The organism is Acetobacter sp., from assembly GCF_022483985.1.
In the GTDB taxonomy this organism is placed as follows: domain Bacteria; phylum Pseudomonadota; class Alphaproteobacteria; order Acetobacterales; family Acetobacteraceae; genus Acetobacter.
Genome location: NZ_JAKVME010000003.1, coordinates 434,313 through 453,514, shown reverse-complemented (window position 1 = coordinate 453,514; position 19,202 = coordinate 434,313). Strand labels below are relative to the sequence as shown.

Below are 19,202 nucleotides of genomic sequence, written 5' to 3'. Positions count from 1 at the left end.
ATCGTGCCTTTCAGCAGACATCATATGACCTTCAGGGGAAGAGCCCGAAATCTGGGTGATCAACGACACTGGGCAACCTGCGGTGAGATAACAGTGCTTCCAGAAAAAATCCGAAAACAATCTCTCTCGACAAGTAAATATATTTTTTGAATTTCCTGAACAGGTCGGCATCATGAACAAAATCATTACAGATGTTCTGGTTATCGGTGGCGGGATGGCGGCGGGATGGGCCGCCATTTCGGCCGCGAAAACAGGCGCCCGTGTCGTCATCGCGGATAAGGGCTTTATGGGAACCAGCGGCGTCACCGCACCAGCCGGTCCGAATCACTGGTGGGTACCACCGGAACCGGATCTACGCAGGTCAGCAGTAGAACGTCGACTGGAAAGTGCTTTTGGGTTGGCTGACCCTGTCTGGATGGAACGCATCATTGACATAACATGGCAGTCCATTCCTGAAATCGCCCCGTGGTATCCTTTCTCCGGAGACGGCAAGGGTGGCACGTTTCGCTCCGGTCTGAGGGGCCCGGAATATCTACGCGCCTTGCGGCAGTATGCTGTACAGCTAGGCGTCACCATTCTTGATCAGCACCCTGTTCTGGAGCTTCTGGCGCGGCAGGATGGCTCGATCGGCGGAGTGGCGGGTTATGACCGGCTGAATGACCGACCATGGAGCGCCAGAACCGGTGCAGTCGTAATGGCGACAGGCGGTTGCGCCTTTCGATCGGGCCTGCTGGGCAGTCATAACAACACAGGTGACGGCTATCTCATGGGCGTCGAGGCTGGAGCAGAGCTTTCCGGAATGGAATTCTGTGTTTCCTACTCCATCTCTCCTGCCTGGCTGAGTACACGCACCCTGCCTTATACGGGAGCGCGATATTTCGATGCGGAAGGACAGCTTCTGTCCATACCCGGCTGGGATAAACCCCGTGACTATCTCTGTAAATTGGCCGATGCCTTCCGGGCCGGACCGGTTTATGCCGACCTTCACGAAGCACCTGTCGGACTGCCTGCGGTCATCAGGGAGATTCAGCCAGCAACAGTCGCTGCTTTTGAGCGGCGCGGCCTCGATATGTTCAAGGATCGGTTTGAAGTAAAGCTGTTTGGAGAAGGCACTATCCGGGGAATCGGTGGTCTCCGGATTATCGATGACGTCTGCGCCACCTCTGTACCGGGTCTGTTTGCGGCGGGCGATGCGGCAACACGCGAACATATCGCGGGCGCCACCAGTGGCGGAGGCGCACAGAATGCCGCATGGGCTCTGTCTTCCGGTGTGCTTTCAGGCAGGGGAGCTGCTCATGAAGCCAAAAAATACCGAAAAATACCGGATCAGAACGAAAAACTGAAACCGCTTGGCAGTGCCGGATTACGTCCGTCCGGCACAGTCAGGACTGTTGACAGAAAAGCCGCAATACAGGTCACACAAAAAGAAATACTCGATCTGGACAGGGCCCTGTGGAGAAGTGAAAGCAAGTTGAACTCTTCAGCCTCCTTACTGGACGCAACGTGGTCAGAAATGCGGACCAGCCTGCGCGGTGAAGGACTGGAAGCCGTTTCAGCAAGAGAGACCGCTGCCATGGTTGCAACCGCCAGATGGTGCAATGCATCCGCTCTGGCGCGAAAGGAGAGCCGTGGCATGCATGTACGGGAAGACTATTCCCAGCAGAATCCCGAATATCAGAGCCGGATCATCACAGGAGGTCTGGATAGACTCACTCCGTATCTGGAAAAGACTCGCAGCACTGAGGTCATATCATGATTGCGGAAATTATTTCTGAGCGTTGCAACAACTGCAATGCGTGTGTCGTAGCCTGTCCAGACCATGTTCTCGACATGGCAAAAAACGGTCAACTCCCTGTTATCGCACGACCGGATCAGTGTCAGACCTGCTTTCTCTGTGAACTTTATTGTCCTGAAGACGCCATTTACGTTGCGGTCGATGTTCCCCGTTCAGAATTGAAAAATGATCCTCTGGGAAATATCCGCAAAGACTATGGCTGGGATGCCCATGAAAAAGATCCTCTGAAAAATTTCTGGCAACTGGGTGGCCTGTTGCGGGAAGGGGTGATGATTTCATCCGCACGCTATGCACTTCAGCAATCCAATGACAAGGAATCTGAAAAGAAAACCTGAAATGATCTAAGAATCTTTTGAGAGAGGCCATCAGTATGAAGATTTTTCTCTCCCGCCGCGCAATACTCGGTGCGTCTTTCCTCCCGCTGTTGCCCTCGCCACTCCAGGCGGCATCCGGATTATCCGGCCCCGAGGACGGAAGTGGCGGCGTCACACTCTTTGTCGGAGATCAGAAAGGAGGCATACGTTCTCTTCTGAAAGCTTCCGGACAGCTCGAACAGTTACCTTACCGCATCCAATGGGCGTCCTTTCCCGTGGGTGCTCCCCTGATCGCCGCGATTGCTTCAGGAGCGCTTGATTTTGGTTATGTCGGAGACGCAACTGCTACCTTCACTTTTGCGACAGGCAGTTCGCTCAAGGCAATTTCGGCGTGGCATGTGGATGGAAAATCCAATGCGCTGCTGGTTCCCGGAAAAAGTAATATTCGCACCATGCGGGATCTGATCGGTTGTCGTGTCGCATTTGTAAAAGGATCACCGGGTCATCTTCTAATTCTGGCGGCCCTGAAAAGGGAAGGTCTTGATACGGGCCAGATTGTACCGGTACCCTTGGCTGCTGCAAATGCGAGAATGGCACTCGCCAGCGGATCCATAGACGCATGGGCGATCTGGGATCCTTATGCTGCAACGGCTGAACTTGAAGACCATGCCCGTATTCTGCTGACCGCTCATGGTCTGGTTGATGAGGTCGAATGCGGTATCGCCAGCGAGGCGGCCATCGCCAAAAAACGGCCCGAACTGACGGATTTCATGTCACGCGTTGGAAAAGCTCTCGCATGGGGCGCTACCCATCTGGAAGAACGCGCCCTTGCCTTTTCGCGGGATACCGGCACGCCACTGGATATTGCCCGTGTGACATCTTCCCGCATGGTAATGACCGCCCTGCCTTCCGTTACGGACGAAGCCGTTGCCATTCATCAGAAAGTAGCCGATCTCTATCAGACTGCCGGTGTCATTCCATCCAGGATCACTGTAGCTGATTTTTATGATCGGTCGTTTTCAATTCCTTCCTGACTTCCATAAGATTCTTCAGAATTATTCATTTTCATTTCTTGCTCTCCTGCACCATGCTGCTGCCCTGCTGATTGTCTCCGCGCAACCAGAAGCAATATAGGAAGACCGTCGAGGTACCTTCAAATCACAATCCTTTCGGAGTTTTACAGACGATGACTTCATTCCCGGACCGTGAAGCCGGTTCACAGGTGGCCCCCTTCATTCTCAATCGTTGGTCGCCCCGAGCCTTCACGCCTGACGAAATTACACAGGAAGGCCTGCTCAACCTTCTTGATGCGGGCCGTTGGGCGCCTTCCGCCTACAATGCCCAGCCCTGGCGTTTCATTTACGCCTGCCGCAACACACCAAGCTGGGAGCGGTTCCTCTCCTGGCTGATCCCCTTCAACCGTGGATGGGCCGAGAACGCCTCCGCGATCGTCTATATCGCTTCACGCACCGTCACCGACAGCGCCCGCACAGGCGAACCCGTTGAAGCGCCATCGCACGCCTTCGATGCAGGAGCCGCCAGCGTCCTGATCCAGTTGCAAGCCAATCAGAACGGATGGCACACGCATCCGGTCAGCGGCTTCGACAAGGAACTGGCTCATGCCGGCCTGGAATTGCCTGCCGATCATGTCGTGCACGCGGCCCTCGTGATCGGGCATCGTGGCTCCACCAGCCAGCTTCCGGAAAATCTGCAGGAACGGGAAAAGCCCTCACCGCGCCTTCCTCTTGATACTCTGGCGTCTGAAGGTCGTTTCATCCCTTCCGCACCAGCATCCTGACCGGCTGAGCGGCGATCATCGGAAGATCGCCGCTTCCTCAGACTTCGTGCGTCTCTGGCGGCAGACGCTCATTGTCAATCCGGTCGAGCAGCTTCTCCAGAGCGCCAAACCCTTCCCTCCATATCCCAAGATTTTCCCGATTTCCAATATGACCGACCCGGCCCGCGGGAAACAGCTCCGCTCCCCAGCAATCCGCCATAAACCGGGCACGCGCGGGAGAAAGCCACTCATCATTGTCGCTCGTCACCAAGACAGATGGAAACCGCACAGCGTCTTGCGGCAAAGGCGCAAAATCTCTCACCCGCATTCGATCCGATGCCCGCGCTTCCTCTGCATCCGCAGGCGCGACCAGTAACGCGCCCGCAACATTCAGTTCCGCACAATGAACAGTCAGCAACGCGCCCAGACTATGCGCAACAACAAGCACTGGTCGCGTGCATCGCTGAACCGAAGACACCAACGTCTTTCTCCATGTTCCCAGATCTGGACTGGTCCAGTCAGCCTGTTTCACTGTGTAAACAGAAATCCCTTTATGGATCAGAAAATTTTTCCACAATGACTGCCAGTGCCTTTCTCCCGATCCATCCAGACCAGGCACAATCAGCACATCAAACATCGTCAGACGCAGGATAAGAGTTTTCAGCCGGTCCTCCACTTCGTCCTCCAGCCATGAAACCGGCTGCGGCAGAAATCTTCCGGAAGCGAATGATGAGGAAATCCGCATGACTGTCTCCTGCTGATGTAAATCACACCATTATTCGGTCCATACCGGGCTTTTCGCCTGTTTCGGATTTATCCGTTGCCAGCAACTTCGAAAGCCGACCGTCCGGCCGCCTCAAGAACCGCATCAGCCTGCGGTGTATGAATACGGCCACACAGGACATTCCGGTAATGCCGCTCCAGAGGATTATCCTGACTCAGGCCCGGATTACCTGTCACTTCTACGGCCCGCGCAACAGCAGCAATGGCGTTTTCGGTCACGAGACGCTTGATCTGTCCTGCTTCCACCGGAGTAATGGTTTCAGCCTCAATTTTTGAAAATGCGCTTTCCAGCAGGGCCTCATTGCTGAGAAGAAGTCCGTCGATCTCACCCAGAACGCTGTGAAAACGAGGAAGCGTCGAAAGGGGACGACCCAGCGCGGTCGGTACCCGCCCGTTCAGAAAGCCAATCAGCCAGTCCCGTGCCGAACGCGCCACCGCATCATAAAGACCCGCCACGACAGCCGTATGCGCCGTAGCGAGGATCGGTGTTTCCGGATTGCTGCCACCATCATGGAAATTGATGAGATACCGTTCCGGAATCTCGACATCCTCAAAGATGATGGTGTCGCTGCCGGTCGCTCTCATTCCCAACTGATGCCAGCTCTTTTCAATCCGAACACCGGGAGAGTCGAGCGGCACCAGAATCTGTCCGATACGGGGTGTTTCGCCCTCCGTCGCGCCCCAGACGACGCCCCAATGCAGTGCCGATGAACCTGTCGAAAAGATTTTACGACCCGAAAGCAGCCAGCGCCCTCCTTCCTGTCGCACGCGTGTCGCCGGAACACCGCCGCGTGCCGGTGTGCCAAGCTCGGGCTCGACACGCAGAGCATTGAGCAGCGCCCCGGAGCGGACGATGGAATCAAGCACTTCATCCCGCACATCCCCGGGCCATGTTCTCGATGCGACGATCCCCAAAGTCTGAAGATACTGCATGGCAAGAATCAGAGCCGTTGACGGGTCTCCCTCTGCCACACGCGCGACGACCTGCTCAATCTGACGCAGGGTGATTCCGCCGCCGCCCTTGCTGCGAGGCACAGCGAGAGCCAGCAATCCAGCCCCGCGCAGATCCTCCAGATTATCGAATCCGATTTCACCACGCCTGTCATGATCGGCTGCCCGTTCAGCGAAGCGCTTTACCAGCGCGTCCGGCACTTCGACTTCAGTAAGGATGGGTTCGATAATCCGCGATCCGTCCATGATCAAACTATCCATTTTCGTCAGGGTGATGTCAGGTTTTTCTCAAAGGCTTCATCGAAGGCGTCCGACCGCACAACAAAGCCTGCGGACCGGTAAGTGGCGACAACGGAGGCTTCGGACCTGACGGTATCAGATGTCACAGGGGCCGGAGTGGCAATAAGTTTTTCGGCGACAGAGACGGCCACATCGTCGGGAATTCCGGTCTGTCGGGCCAGTATGTGGGCATACTCCGCCTGATGCCGGGCGCCCCACCCGTAAGCCGCCGTCATACGTCGATAAAAATCCGTCAGATGCGCACGCTTGTTTGCAAGCGCATCCGTGCTGGCCACAAAGAAACTGTTGTTCGGCATCAGATCGGCGGCATCGGTCACGACATGTCCATGTCCGGCGACGACAGCAAGAGAGACATAAGGCTCCCATGTGGACCATGCGTCTACACGGCCGGTATCGAGAGCCGCCTTGGCCTGCGCGGGGAGAAGAAAAACAATTTTCGGCGCGGGTGCCGGAATGGCTCCTGTAGCAAGCAGACGCAGCAGCAGAAGGTGGCCGATGGAGCCACGCCCAGTGGCGATCCTTTTGCCTGACAATTGTGCCGCGCTGGTAATGGGCGATCCCTCAGGCGCGACAACGGCGGTCGCCTTGCCGCCGCCACGGGGAGGAATCAGCCACGCTGCCCGGATGGGCAACCCCGCTCCCCACGCAAAGATGAAGGGACCATCTCCTGCGATGCCCGTATCCACGGCTCCGGCTCCAAGGGCCTGAAGCAGCGGCGCCGCAGCCTCAAACTCCACCCAGCGGATATGATAGGAGAGGTCCCTGTCCACCCCCGCCGCCTGCATAAGCGCTTTCTGCTGTCCCTTCTGGTCCGCGACGATCAGTTCATCCTCCGCCCGGGCGGGGACGGCAGAGTAAGCGGCTATGACCAGCGTCAGAACAAACGACAGGGAGTGAAAACGGAACGCCTTGAACCGGCGCCATGGAGCTGTCTTCTTCATCTCAAAAAACCACCACTTTATGGCGCGAAATTCAAACAATTCACATAAATGCGTGATATGAAAATAATTCAACTTATATAAAAGCGCAAATATGGGAGAGTGCCTTCACTGAACATAACGACAGCGTGGAGTCACCAGACCATGTCAGGCGCAATCCAGCACAGAAGCACTTCTTCCCTATCCCGACCGGCGATTCCTTCCATCGCCATAGGCTCTCCTCTGCGGCGGGAATGGCTCGGCAAACTGCCCTACAGGCATTTCACCCGCTACCTTTCTCCTCTTCTCATGCTTCTCTGCTGGCAGGCAGCCTGCTCCACGGGATTGCTTTCCACCAGGCTGGTCGCCTCTCCCGCACAGATACTGGGAACGGGCTGGGGACTCGTGCAGGACGGCACGCTCTCGACCAATATGGGGGTATCGCTTCTTCGCGCTTTTGCCGGTCTTTCACTCGCCCTTGTGACAGGAATAAGCCTTGCTCTGATTTCCGGTCTGTCCCGCCTTGGTGAAAACATCGTCGACGCGCCGCTCCAGATCTTCCGCACCCTGCCGGTTCTGGCGCTCGTCCCCCTCTTCATTCTCTGGTTCGGTATCGGCGAAACGCCAAAAATTCTTCTGGTCGCACTGGGGTCCACATTCCCGATCTACCTCAACCTTCACAAAGGCATCCGGTCGATCGACCCCAAGCTTCTGGAAATGACACGCACCCTGCGCCTGTCACGCAGCCAGACAATCCGCGAAGTGATTCTGCCGGGCGCGTTGCCTGATCTGCTGGTCGGCGTCCGGTTTGCTGTCGGTATTTCATGGCTGATGCTTGTGGTGGCCGAGCAGGTGAACGCGGACAGCGGGATCGGACACATGATGATGGATGCTCAGGATTTCCTCCGCACCGACATCATATTCGTAGGCCTCGCCATCTATGGTCTTCTCGGACTGATCTCAGATCAGTGCGTGCGGATACTGGAACACCGCGCACTGGTCTGGCGTCCGCTTCACATCCAGCAAACGGGTTCATAGGATGAATTCCATCTCTCCTCTTGCGGCAGTCGGCAGCAACCTCCAGCCGGCAGTCAGCGTGCGCGGCCTGACCCGTCGTTTCGGAAATAGCTTTCCTGTTCTAGATCAATTAAATCTGGACATCGCCCAGGGCGAGTTCGTCGCCTTGCTGGGTCGTAGCGGTTCAGGCAAATCGACATTGCTGCGCGCACTCTCCGGACTCGACCCCGTCACGGAGGGACAGATTTCATCTCCTCACGAATCAGCGGTCGTATTTCAGGAGAACCGTCTCCTTCCATGGAAAAAAGTCTGGCAGAACGTGATGCTGGGAAAGGTCGGTGCAACACGCTCTGACGCGAGCACGGTTCTGGAAGAAGTTGGGCTGAGTCATCGCACGGATGCGTGGCCACTGACTTTGTCCGGAGGAGAAGCCCAGCGCGCCGCGCTGGCGCGCGCACTCATCCGGGAACCAAAATTCCTGATGCTGGACGAACCGTTTGCCGCATTGGATGCGCTGACACGTCTGCACATGCAGGATCTGGTCTCGGCACTTTGGCAACATCACAAAAGCGCTGTGCTGCTGGTAACGCACGATGTGGATGAAGCCCTGTTACTGGCTGACCGGGCTGTCGTCCTTGAAAAGGGACGTATCCGGGCCGAACTGCCCATTTCGATTCCTCGTCCAAGACGTCATTACGATCCCGCCTTTGTGCATTTACGCTCCACACTTCTGAAACATCTTGGAGTTGATGAATAGAACAAACTCAAGGCAGAAATTTCCAGAGAGTATTATGCGCTTTATTTCGTCTCCAACCCAATCGGGGAGACATTGGGGAAAAGAGGAGGCAAAAGACTGAGAGAACTCCTAATTCAGTTTCAATTCTCATGAGGTAGATGTCCCAGTTATTCGAATGATTGTTTCATCCTGACAGACTGAAACGATTACTGGTCCCATCATCAAATTTTCGTCTACCTATCAGAAAAAATATTTCAAGCGCACCAAATACGAGTCCTTTATCGTGTGCAGGATCATAGCGGCCTCCTAATTTGAAAGGCTTCAACGCTCCAGACAAATATCATCGCCCAATTTTTCTCACGACAACGAGGGTTACACCTTGTTCAGATGCTCCCCGAGCGTATCTTTTCATCTGCTCAGCTTTGGTCCAATTCCGGCCGACGGCAACCCCGCTTCATGCTGCCAGTTCTATCCTTTAAGAAGCGGCGCCAGATCATTTGAAAAAACAGATTTCAGATCAGGGCGTGTAACAATAATACGCTGCTCGATAAAGGTATCGACAACAGCCTGAGCACTCTGGATGTCAGTTTCTGTCCATGGTCGCATATGATAAGGATGATTCTGGGCCTTGAGATCGCTCAGCACGATATCTTCCGGAATCTGGATAACTGGAGAAATGACTTTTGCCCATTTTTCCTTGTTCTGTGTCAGAAGAGCATAGGCTTTTCCAAGACGATTGAGATAATCCGCAGCAGCCAGCCGAAAGGCAGGATCGGGAAGCCGGACAGGATTAGCTCCGATGAAGTAGTGGCCAGACAGGATATTCTCGGCACTTTCGAGGATACGTGCGGCTCCATCTCCCACAAGCATGGGAATCACATAGCCATAGGTTGCCCAGGCATCGATACTGCCCGATTTCAACGCCGCAAGACCCTGACTCATTCCCAGAGGAACAGGCGTAATATCGGCAAGAGTGAGGCCCACTTTCGCAAGCATCCGGATCAGGAAATAATGGGCGGTTGTCGAACGGATATAACCAATTTTACGATTTTTCAGGTCAACGAACGATCGGGCAGGAGAGTTTGCCGGTACAATGACAGCCTGATTGGTTGTCGGACCATCAACGGCAGCAACCACTTTTACACGCGCTCCCGACGCGGCAATGAAAGCCAGAGGAATCTCGCTCCACTCTCCCAGATCAACTGCATCCGCATTGATCGCCTGTGCAATGAGGTTTCCTGAATTGAACTCGCTGAACTCTACCTTGTAAGGGAAATCGGCAAGCCCCGTTGCTGGAAGGAGTGTGGAATCCATACCCCGAAAACTTGCGACACGCAATGTAACGGATGAAAGCTCTTCCGCATGAAGACTACGTGGCATCAAAAACGGTGTACTGCAGAGAGCAGAAAGCCCTCCAAGATTGAAACGACGACGCGAAAGGTTTTGGGGGAAAGATGCCATGTGCGCCCACTCAAAGCGATTGATCAATTTGCATCCATTCTTCCATGAATGACCAGAATAAAATCATAAAAAACTCTTCGTAATTTAATGATTATTGTTAATCACGAACAAAAAAGTCGTGGTCAATTCTCTCTTTGAGATTAGTTGATGGACAGAAGAAAAGCCTTTGGCAAACATGCACGATGAGCGAAAGAAGTAAAATATTCTTCACATTTTCTTCTCCTGAAAGTGAGACCGAGGCCGCAATGCATTCTCGTCATGGCGTTGATTCGACAGAATTTTCTGGAAACAGACGTTTCCGCAATCTTGTTCTGCTACAGACCACATGCTGCGCAACGCTTTTTTTCGGATCAGCACAGGATGTTTTCGCGGCACCGGCAAAGATCCGGCACGCAGCCACATCAAACGGCAATATCAAATCGGGACAGATATCGCGTCGGAACAAGACACCACATGCCGTGCAGGCATCAAACCAGCCTGAAACGGTAAGTGTTACAGGCAAAAGCCTTACAGCCCGCAAGGACGCCATCCTTCAGAAAACCCCCTCTTCCGCGACACTGATGTCTGCTGAGCGTCTTGATCGTCTGGGCGTGCAGAGCACGAAACAGCTCGCACGTCTGACGCCCAATCTCTATATCCCCAACAATATGCCCGGCTATTCAGTCATAAACTACTTCATTCGTGGCATTGGTGAAATCGATCCACAGGGTGAGCCTTCCGTCGGCACCTATATTGATGGGGTCTACCTGCCACGTAACATGGGCAACATGCAGGAACTTCTGGATGTCGAAAACATCCAGATTGATCGGGGACCTGTCACGTCTATTGGCCATCAGTCCGAGGGTGGAGCGGTACATATCAATACCATCGTGCCAACCAACAAAAGGCGTGTCGTCGTCCAGACTGGCTACGGCACCTATAACGAATGGCAGGTCGGGGTGGCCGCGAGCGGCGCGATCCTTAAAGACAAGGTCTATGGCAGTATAGCCTTCGATCATCATGCCCGTGACGGTATCGACCATAACTACGCTGCCGACAAAAACACCAATAACATCGACTACACGCAGGCACGCGGCAAACTTCGTTTCACGCCGAATGAAGACTGGGACATCACGCTTGCGTTCGACGGCACAGTGGATGGCAGTACCAACCGTGGTGTCGGCAATCTTTTGAATTACTACAAATATGGCAACTACAACCCAGCCTTTCCGAAAAACAGCTATGTACAGGCCGGATTCACCGGCAATGTGCGTTATACTATTTCACCACGCCTGACCCTGTTTTCGATCACCGGTATCCGTGGGTACGACGACAAGGGCATGTATGACAATTACGGCGATGTCTACTCCCGTGGATCACAGCAACTCTCCTACAAGGACAGGATGTATTCGGAAGAACTGCGCCTGCATGGTGATTACGGCCGACTCGACTTCAATGTCGGCGCCTATTTCCTTTATGAAGACTGGTTTACAAACCGCAATGCCAACAACTCTTATGGCACACTGACGAACAATCCGGCCGACATCCGCTATATGCCGGTCAATGCAGTCATCGACCAGCTCAATCGCAACTGGGCCGTGTATGGAGAGGCGCACTATCATCTGAGCCCGACCGTGACGCTGACAGCAGGATTGCGGTTCAACTGGGAGAATCATTCGAATTCTGAAACGCTGAGTTATCTGGCTGGCGGCAATCATATTACTACAGTGGCCAACCAGCTTGCGACACTCCTGTCCTCTTCTCCGCAGGGCGGGATCGCGTGGACTGCTTCCGGCAACAAGAGCTGGACACAGCTCCTGCCCAAAGGTGCGATCACCTGGCAGGCGCGTCCGAACCTGATGACATATGCTTCCATCTCGCAGGGCGGCAAATCGGCAGGTTACGATTTCCGGGCGCAGTCAGCCGGCGCGACAGGAAGCCTTCAGGCATCCATCCCCTACAAACCCGAAATTGTCACAACTTACGAGGTCGGGGTTAAAACCGACCCACTACCCGGACGTGTACGCTTTAATGGCGCCCTATTCTGGAATCAGTTTGATGATATCCAGTTGACAACGCTTGATCCTTCCTCAGGGTTGAGTCGTCGGTTCAACGCGGGAAAAGGTCACTCCGTAGGCGCCGAGATCGAAACATTCGTCAAGATCACAAAAGATCTCGACCTGCACTACACAGCTTCCTATCTTTATTCATCACTGGACAAATTCAAAGGAAATGCCACCCAGATCGCTCTGGCGGATGGCAGCCTTTACAATACGACGCCTTATGCTGGAGCCCCCCTGCCCTGGTCACCCCGTTTTCAGAATGCGGGCTCCCTGACCTATCATATTCCTGTGTCTTTACCGGGTACATTCATAATCGGCGCAGATGTCTCATTTCAGACCAACCTGCACACGACTTCTCTGGCCAACCGGCAGGACCGAATTCCGGCTCAGACCTACGTCAACGCCATGATGAGCTGGACCAGTCCCGACAAACGCTGGCAGCTACAGGTGCAGGGACGCAACCTGCTGGATCGACGGTATCTGCAAGGGACCAGCTTTACGCAAGGCAAGGGTCTTCCGATCTATTATTCAGGATATTACACAGACCCACGCACGATTTACGTCACTGCACGCTTTACATTGTAAGGCATGAAAAAACATCAGAGGCGTATAGAAACCACGCGCCTCTGATGTTTCAGCGTATCCAAAACATTTGGTGGTTTCTTAACAAACCAGAACTTTATTTATCGTAATCGTCATTTTATCGGGAGATTTTCCATTTCCAGAAAATCGACCACTTGCACAAAAATCAAACCCCACAAACAGAAAAGGAGAAGCAGACACCTGCTTCTCCTCTCTCAATCCGCGTGAGCAGCGCGGGTCTATGTTTCCAGCACTGAAAAACCGTGTGTACCGTCACGGTCAAGCTGGGCGACAAGACCAAACTCCCAATCGAGATAAGCCTGCATGGCTTCCCGCGCGTTATCAGTACCCTCATAAGGCCGTTTGTAGATATCAACTGGCTCTGAAAGAGCGTTTTCTTTGGACAGACCCGTCTCAAGAGCATGGCCAGCCGCTGTCCAGGCCGCTGTCCCTCCTTCCAGTACTGTTGCCTCGATCCCGTTTTCCACGAGACGTCGAGCCGCGATCTTTGCTGCGACACCATCGGGAGAAGTCAGAATGATCTGGCGCTCAGTCGGCAGATCAGGATGCGTCACCAGATCCGTCGGAATGATGAAGAAAGCACCGGGAACATGCCCCGCCCGGAATGTCCGGCTGGTGGCAAGGTCAAGGATCAAAGGTGGTCTGGATTCCGCATTCTGCGCCAACAGCGCAGCAGGTGTGACCAAGGATACGTCAGCCAGTTGACGCGACAGGAGAACAGGTTGCGGACCGTTTTCCTGCTTCAGGCCTGTCCAGTCATCAAGAACGAAAACATGACGCCATCCAAGCTGACGCAGCCAGTGACCTGTCATGCGGGCACGAACTCCATCCGTATCCGTCAGAACAATCGTGCCATGACGCACACCGATCCACTCATCCGTCGCCTGCACGAGCTGCCCCCCGGGAGCGGAACGGAAGCCCGCCAGATGCCCGGTCTCATATTCTTCCGGCGAGCGCACGTCGAGCCGGTAGAGTGAATGGTCAGTCCGGCTTTCCAGTTCCCTGAGCTGCGCAGGCGTGATGAACTCCACACCGGTTTCTTCGGCAAGTTCCTGTGCTCTCTGGCGGGCTTTCGCGTGATTTTCCGCTGTGAAGTCCACAGCCTTGCGGCTGGCGTCATGATCAAGCCCGAATCCGGCCAGCGTCCAGCCGATCGTGCCGTTGCGCAACGCAAAAACAGGGTTGGGGATGGCAGCATTGACCAGAGACTGCGTGCCGATGATCGACCGTGTCCGCCCGGCGCAGTTCACGATCACTGTGGTATCGGGTGACGGCGCTATATCGCGCACCCGCAGGGCAAGCTCCGCTCCCGGCACCGAACGTCCGCCGGGAATGGACATCGTGTTGTATTCCACGAAGCGCCGCGCATCGAGGATGACAAGATCATCACCACGCGCGATGCGGGCATGTACCTCTTCCGCCGGAAGGGAGGGAGTGTGGCGCACATGTTCGACGAGTTCGCCAAACGCCTTGGACGGCACGTTCACGTCGATGAACAGTTCACCTCCGGATGCACGCCAGCCGTCCAGCCCATCAGCCAGAGCCGAGACTGCCGTGTAACCCAGTTGCCTGAGCAGCGCGACAGCCGGTCGGACCAACCCCTCGCCATTATCATAGACCACGACAGGAACGTTTTGCCGTGGGATGAGGCCCGTCACCAGCTCCTCGATCCGCCCCAGCGGAAGGTTGACAGCAAAAAGTGGGTGCCCTGCCGCAAAGAACGCTTCTTCCCGGACATCGAGAAGAGCGATTTCCTCACCGGCACGCAGCCGTTCACGAACGGTTTCCGAAGCAGTTTCCACAATCGGGGCGTCGGAGGGGGAGAGCGCGTTCATGCTGCCTGCCTTTCGCGGGAACGATCCCACAGATTGGGAATTTCTTCGCTGGAATAACCCGAGATGAAGGTTTTCTCCGCGCCGGTTACCGGATCATACGTGGCGCGGGATACGCCGCCTATATTGGCGCCATAGACATGAATGGAGATCGACGTTTCTGCCTCAAGCGCATTGGCCACAAGGTGATAGTCATTGATACCCGGAGCAAGAGTCGCCACTTCGCCCGGCTCCAGAAAGGTGGTTTCCGTGGCGTGGAAGTGACCTGTTTCGTCGCGCACGTACTGTGTTTCGCTCTCACGTCCACGCAGCATGCCGATCAGACCCCATACACGATGATCGTGCAGGGGGGTTTTCTGACCCGGTCCCCAGACAAAGCTGACGACTGAAAAACGCTCCAGCGGATCGCAATGCAGGAGATACTGGCTGTACCGTTCCGGGTTGGGCCTAGCGAACTCGTCAGGCAGCCAGCCGTCATGGGAAACCAACCTGTGGAGGAGCTTCGCGCCTTCCGTCTGGAGTCTCTGCGGGCCAATATCGGCATCGTGCAGTTTCGTGAAATCAACGATGAAGTCACGAAGAGAAGAAATCGTGGTCATAAACCGCTCCTGTCGTGAGGACATTAGTCGAGAAGGTCGGGTTCCTGCGCGACGATCCAGTCCCACAGAGGCTGAAACGAGAAATACCCTCCCTGCTCCGTGCCGACCTGCGCGGCCGTCTTGCGGGCAATGTCAGGAGAAATCGGCTTCAGCGGTCCCGCTGCCTGTGCGAGGAGCTGGGCATGAGCTGCATTGTCCATGGAGATGAAACGCCATGCGGCTGTTTCCACGGAGTGGCCGACTGTCAGCAGACCATGATTCTGGAGAATAAGCGCGCTCCGATCGCCCAGTGTCTCGGCCAGACGATCTCCCTCACTGTCTTCCAGAACCACGCCTGAAAAAGGATCGAAAACGGCATGGTCTTCGTAAAAGGCGCAGGAATCCTGTGTCAGCGGCAACAAAGGGACACCCAGAGCTGAAAAGGCCTTACCGTAAGTGGAATGGGTATGGGCCGCGGCAATCACGTCCGGACGCGCCCTGTGCAGCGCGGAGTGAATGGTGAAACCTGCCGTGTTGATAGGGCGGTTTCCAATCAGAATATTCCCCTCATGGTCAACAAGTTGCAGACTGGATGTGCGAATCTGTGAAAAATGCACACCCAGGGGATTGATCCAGTACTGATCAGGAAATTCCGGATCACGCGCTGTAACATGACCTGCCAGCCCCTGATCGAAACCATAACGTCCGAACAGACGGAACGTGGCGGCCAGCCGCTGTTTGCGATGCAGCCGCTCCTCTTCATGCGAGGCCGCCGGTGGACGGGGTTCAAGCCGGAAAGTACGGGCCTTGGGAGCTGTGACGGGAGAAATGGCGTTCATGGACACGGTCCTTAAATCTGCTGTGATCAGTAACCACGTTCTGGATCTATTACGTCGAGAAGAGGTTCATTCCTGAGGAAACGGGAGAGGTTGGTCCGGATACGCTGCGCGAGATTGGCGCGGACATCCGGCCCGACCCAACTGATATGCGGTGTCAGCCGGACACGGGGATGCGTGTAGAGCGGATGTCCAGCAGGAAGAGGCTCCGGCGTGGTGACATCCAGCGTGGCGAAGGCCGGTCGACCTGAATCAAGAGCGTGCAGCAGCGCCTCCTGATCCACAAGCGCTCCACGAGCGACATTGACAAGATGCAATCCTGCTTTTGCATGGCTGAGGAGTTCATCATTGACGATGCCCCGCGTCTCGGCAGTGAGCGGCATGGCGAGAACCAGATGATCGGACTGGCGGAAGAGTTCTCTGAGTGAAGAGACGGGCTCGACGCCTTCATCTGTTTCCGTCCACGCACTGCGGCGCAGCACACGGACATGCATGCCGAACGCGCGGGCCCGTGAGGCGATGGCCCGGCCGATCGCGCCATAACCAGCCAGCCCCAGAGCACGTCCATGCAGGGTGCCAGTCACAGGATTCTGCCGGAAAGGAGCGATGGCATCGGTCCATTCCTGCGGCGTTGCCGGATGCAGCGCATCCACCTGCCGTTCACGGTGAAGCAAAGCAGAGATCACATATTCCGCAATCGGAGTGGCGGCATCGCCACGCCCGCAGGTCACAATCCGCCCTTCCGTCAGCCATTTTGGAAACCCATCTATTCCGGCTGACGCAATCTGAACCCAGCGCGGCCCTTCCCGCCATGAGGCGGGAGGGGATGACGGCGCCTTCGCCCATGCAGGAGAAGGTCCGGTCAGCAGAATGTCCACACCAGCGGTCTGCCAGGGCTCAGCGTTGTCGCGATTACCCTCGATCACACGCACCTGCTGCGCGTAATCGGTCAGAACGGCGGCGATGGGACCGCCGATCTGATCAAGAAGCACGGGACGGTCATGCGGGACGGACATGACCGGCTCAAGCTACGCGTGTCAGGCGGCGGCTATCCTCTTCAGCCACCAGTTCACGAACCAGCGGGATCAGATCGCGACCATATTCATACGCATCAAGCAGCGGATCGAACCCACGGATCAGGAACGTGGAAATGCCGAGCCGGTAATAATCGATGAGCGCTTCGGCAACCTGCTGTGGTGTGCCGACGAGCGAAGTCGAATTCCCCTTGGCTCCCGTCAGTTCCGCAATTCCGGTCCAGAGCCGCTTGTCGAGGCGTCTGCCCTGCGCCGCAGCAGCCAGCAGGCGGCGCGAACCCTCGTTGGGAATGTCCGCATTACGTACAAATCCAGTCGTTCCCTGAAGATCACGTGCTTTTTCAAGAATACGATCGGCGCGCGCCCATGCGGCTTCTTCCGTTTCCGCGAGAATGGGCCGCAGCGACAACGAGAAACGGGGTGAGCGGCCATGTTTCGCGGCGGCCGCGCGGACCCGTGAGACGATTTCGGCCACCTGCTCGTAGGTTTCACCCCACAGGGCGTAGACATCGGCATGTTTACCGGCGACTTCGATCGCCTCCTCCGAAGAGCCACCGAAATAAACGGGGAGTGACTCTTCATTGTAGGGGTGGACCAGCGAATTGGCGCCACGGACGTCGTAGAACGCGCCCTTGTAGTCGAACGGCGCGGTCTCGCTCCATTCCTTCCGCACAATATCGAGATATTCGCTGGTGCGGGCATAGCGCTGGGCCTTGGTCGTGTGATCGCCGTCAGCCTGCAATTCCAAATCACTACCGCCAGTGATGATATGCACGGCGACGCGTCCGCGCGTGAGATTATCGAGCGTGGCGAGCTGACGCGCGACGATGGTCGGCGCATTGAAACCGGGACGATGGGCGATCAGAAGGCCGAGGTCCGGCGCAACGGACGCCGCATGCTGGGCGATGAGAATGCTTTCCGGAGAATTGGAGTGGAAGGCGACCAGAACACGGTCGAATCCACCATTTTCGTGAATTTTCGCGGCTGTTTCGATATGTTTCGGATCAACGACCGGGCCTGACGGCGGGATGATCTCGGAGTGATTGCGACTGCCGATATAGCCAATGAACTCAACGGACATAGTCATCTCCCATAAATCACTATTTAATATAGTTTGTTTTAAAATTAACACTTGAAAATTGACAAAAAGCAAGCAAGGAATACTCAATACACACTTCATCTGTCGTAATATGGCCAAGCCGGTCATTAAACGGAGATCGAGACCGGAGCCCGTCATGTCCCAGTCCACCCGGCCTTATTCTGGCCCACCAAACTCTGGCCCACCCACCGACGCTCATCTGGACACTCCCCTGCCCCAGCGTATGGCGCGCAATGTTCCGAGCGAGCTTCTGCGGTCATTCGTGGCGATCGTGGAGGCTGGCTCCATGGCGCAGGCGACCGAGACGATTTTCCTGACACAGTCCGCGCTCAGCCTGCAGATGAAGCGTCTGGAAGACGTGCTCCAGCAGAAGCTTTTCCGTCGCGATGGACGCCGCCTGATCCTCACACCCATCGGCGAGGAACTGGTCGGCTACGCACGCCAGCTCCTCGCTCTCAATGACCGGATCATGCGCACGCTCGGTCAGGATTCGGAGCCGGAACCCATTACTGTCGGCATGGTGCAGGATTTTGCCGACACGCTTCTTCCCGACGTGCTGGGACAGTTTCGTCTCGCGCATCCCCGCTCCCGCCTTGTGATCCAGATCGGCGGATCAGCCGAGCTTCTGGAGATGTTCGACCGTTCGAGACTCGATCTGGTGCTGTGCCTCGGGCAACACGGAGACCGTCCCGGCGCGTCATGGAAAGTCGTCGGACAGGACCGCATGACATGGATCGGCGATCCGGCCATCGCCGAACTGTCCGAAGTGCCTCTCGTTCTGCTTGAGCCACCCTGCCGTTTTCGTGACGCCGCCCTGCGTGCGCTGACACAGGAACGGCGTGATTACCGGCTGGTTCTGGAAACACCCAACCTGCCCGCCATGCGGGCCGGAGTGCGCGGCGGACTGGGGGTGAGCTGCCGCACACGCAGGTTCGCCACCGCTGAAGGCTTGCCCACGATCACGAGCGACGCCCTTCCGGCGGTCCCCGAGATCGAGACCATCCTCGTGCGGCGTAATCATCTCGGAGACGCCGCGAACGATATAGGCGACCTTCTGGCCGCCGCCGCGGAAGCTTGAATAATGTTCAAGGAACGGATGACAAGAACTCTTTATGAGGCAGGGAAGT

17 protein-coding genes are annotated in these 19,202 nt (G+C 55.9%); 8 read left to right on the top strand and 9 right to left on the bottom strand.

Going from position 1 to position 19,202, the window contains the following annotated elements; genetic code table 11:
• Positions 1 to 172: 172 nt before the first annotated feature.
• From LKE90_RS16175 to LKE90_RS16160, 4 genes are all read left to right on the top strand, one after another.
• Entirely contained in the window at positions 173 to 1,756 is a 1,584-nt protein-coding gene (locus LKE90_RS16175) for an FAD-dependent oxidoreductase (protein ID WP_291494600.1), read from the top strand.
• Entirely contained in the window at positions 1,753 to 2,130 is a 378-nt protein-coding gene (locus LKE90_RS16170; protein WP_291494601.1) for a 4Fe-4S dicluster domain-containing protein, read from the top strand. Before LKE90_RS16175 ends, LKE90_RS16170 begins: the two co-directional genes overlap by 4 nt.
• Before the next feature lie 35 nt (positions 2,131 to 2,165).
• The gene (locus LKE90_RS16165; protein ID WP_291494602.1) at positions 2,166 to 3,143 is read left to right on the top strand and encodes an aliphatic sulfonate ABC transporter substrate-binding protein; all 978 of its coding nucleotides are present in this window, start codon (positions 2,166 to 2,168) and stop codon (positions 3,141 to 3,143) included.
• 152 nt (positions 3,144 to 3,295) lie between these two features.
• A complete protein-coding gene (locus LKE90_RS16160; protein ID WP_291494603.1) occupies positions 3,296 to 3,907 on the top strand; it encodes a nitroreductase family protein in 612 nt (203 codons plus the stop codon).
• A 37-nt stretch (positions 3,908 to 3,944) separates the two neighbouring features.
• Here the strand turns inward: LKE90_RS16160 and LKE90_RS16155 are convergent, their stop codons facing one another.
• The 3 genes from LKE90_RS16155 to LKE90_RS16145 form a co-directional block, all read right to left on the bottom strand.
• Positions 3,945 to 4,631, bottom strand: a complete 687-nt coding sequence (locus tag LKE90_RS16155; RefSeq protein WP_291494604.1) for an RBBP9/YdeN family alpha/beta hydrolase — start codon at positions 4,629 to 4,631, stop codon at positions 3,945 to 3,947.
• 68 nt (positions 4,632 to 4,699) lie between these two features.
• On the bottom strand, positions 4,700 to 5,866 hold the full coding sequence (locus tag LKE90_RS16150; protein WP_291494605.1) for an acyl-CoA dehydrogenase family protein: 1,167 nt from the start codon (positions 5,864 to 5,866) through the stop codon (positions 4,700 to 4,702).
• 20 nt (positions 5,867 to 5,886) lie between these two features.
• Positions 5,887 to 6,861, bottom strand: a complete 975-nt coding sequence (locus LKE90_RS16145; protein WP_291494606.1) for an ABC transporter substrate-binding protein — start codon at positions 6,859 to 6,861, stop codon at positions 5,887 to 5,889.
• 285 nt (positions 6,862 to 7,146) lie between these two features.
• Between LKE90_RS16145 and LKE90_RS16140 the strand changes: the two genes are divergently transcribed.
• Positions 7,147 to 7,875, top strand: a complete 729-nt coding sequence (locus LKE90_RS16140; protein WP_291494618.1) for an ABC transporter permease — start codon at positions 7,147 to 7,149, stop codon at positions 7,873 to 7,875.
• Between the two features lies 1 nt (position 7,876).
• Positions 7,877 to 8,611, top strand: coding sequence for an ABC transporter ATP-binding protein (locus LKE90_RS16135; RefSeq protein ID WP_291494607.1), 735 nt, complete (start codon positions 7,877 to 7,879; stop codon positions 8,609 to 8,611).
• A 447-nt stretch (positions 8,612 to 9,058) separates the two neighbouring features.
• Here the strand turns inward: LKE90_RS16135 and LKE90_RS16130 are convergent, their stop codons facing one another.
• Complete coding sequence (locus LKE90_RS16130; RefSeq protein ID WP_291494608.1) at positions 9,059 to 9,970, bottom strand: ABC transporter substrate-binding protein; 912 nt, start codon at positions 9,968 to 9,970, stop codon at positions 9,059 to 9,061.
• Between the two features lie 539 nt (positions 9,971 to 10,509).
• Between LKE90_RS16130 and LKE90_RS16125 the strand changes: the two genes are divergently transcribed.
• A complete protein-coding gene (locus tag LKE90_RS16125; protein WP_291494609.1) occupies positions 10,510 to 12,678 on the top strand; it encodes a TonB-dependent receptor in 2,169 nt (722 codons plus the stop codon).
• Between the two features lie 236 nt (positions 12,679 to 12,914).
• Here the strand turns inward: LKE90_RS16125 and LKE90_RS16120 are convergent, their stop codons facing one another.
• The 5 genes from LKE90_RS16120 to LKE90_RS16100 are packed head-to-tail and all read right to left on the bottom strand — an operon-like array spanning position 12,915 to position 18,057.
• On the bottom strand, positions 12,915 to 14,531 hold the full coding sequence (locus LKE90_RS16120; RefSeq protein WP_291494610.1) for a rhodanese-like domain-containing protein: 1,617 nt from the start codon (positions 14,529 to 14,531) through the stop codon (positions 12,915 to 12,917).
• Positions 14,528 to 15,127, bottom strand: a complete 600-nt coding sequence (locus LKE90_RS16115) for a cysteine dioxygenase (protein WP_291494611.1) — start codon at positions 15,125 to 15,127, stop codon at positions 14,528 to 14,530. The genes LKE90_RS16120 and LKE90_RS16115 overlap by 4 nt, the downstream gene beginning before the upstream one ends.
• Before the next feature lie 23 nt (positions 15,128 to 15,150).
• A complete protein-coding gene (locus LKE90_RS16110; RefSeq protein WP_291494612.1) occupies positions 15,151 to 15,945 on the bottom strand; it encodes a class II aldolase/adducin family protein in 795 nt (264 codons plus the stop codon).
• Between the two features lie 26 nt (positions 15,946 to 15,971).
• The gene (locus LKE90_RS16105) at positions 15,972 to 16,958 is read right to left on the bottom strand and encodes an NAD(P)-dependent oxidoreductase (protein WP_291494613.1); all 987 of its coding nucleotides are present in this window, start codon (positions 16,956 to 16,958) and stop codon (positions 15,972 to 15,974) included.
• A gap of 7 nt (positions 16,959 to 16,965) precedes the next feature.
• Positions 16,966 to 18,057, bottom strand: coding sequence for an LLM class flavin-dependent oxidoreductase (locus LKE90_RS16100; RefSeq protein WP_291494614.1), 1,092 nt, complete (start codon positions 18,055 to 18,057; stop codon positions 16,966 to 16,968).
• A 154-nt stretch (positions 18,058 to 18,211) separates the two neighbouring features.
• On the opposite strand from LKE90_RS16100, the gene LKE90_RS16095 reads away from it, so the two are divergent.
• Positions 18,212 to 19,153, top strand: a complete 942-nt coding sequence (locus LKE90_RS16095) for a LysR substrate-binding domain-containing protein (protein ID WP_291501559.1) — start codon at positions 18,212 to 18,214, stop codon at positions 19,151 to 19,153.
• Positions 19,154 to 19,202: the final 49 nt, after the last annotated feature.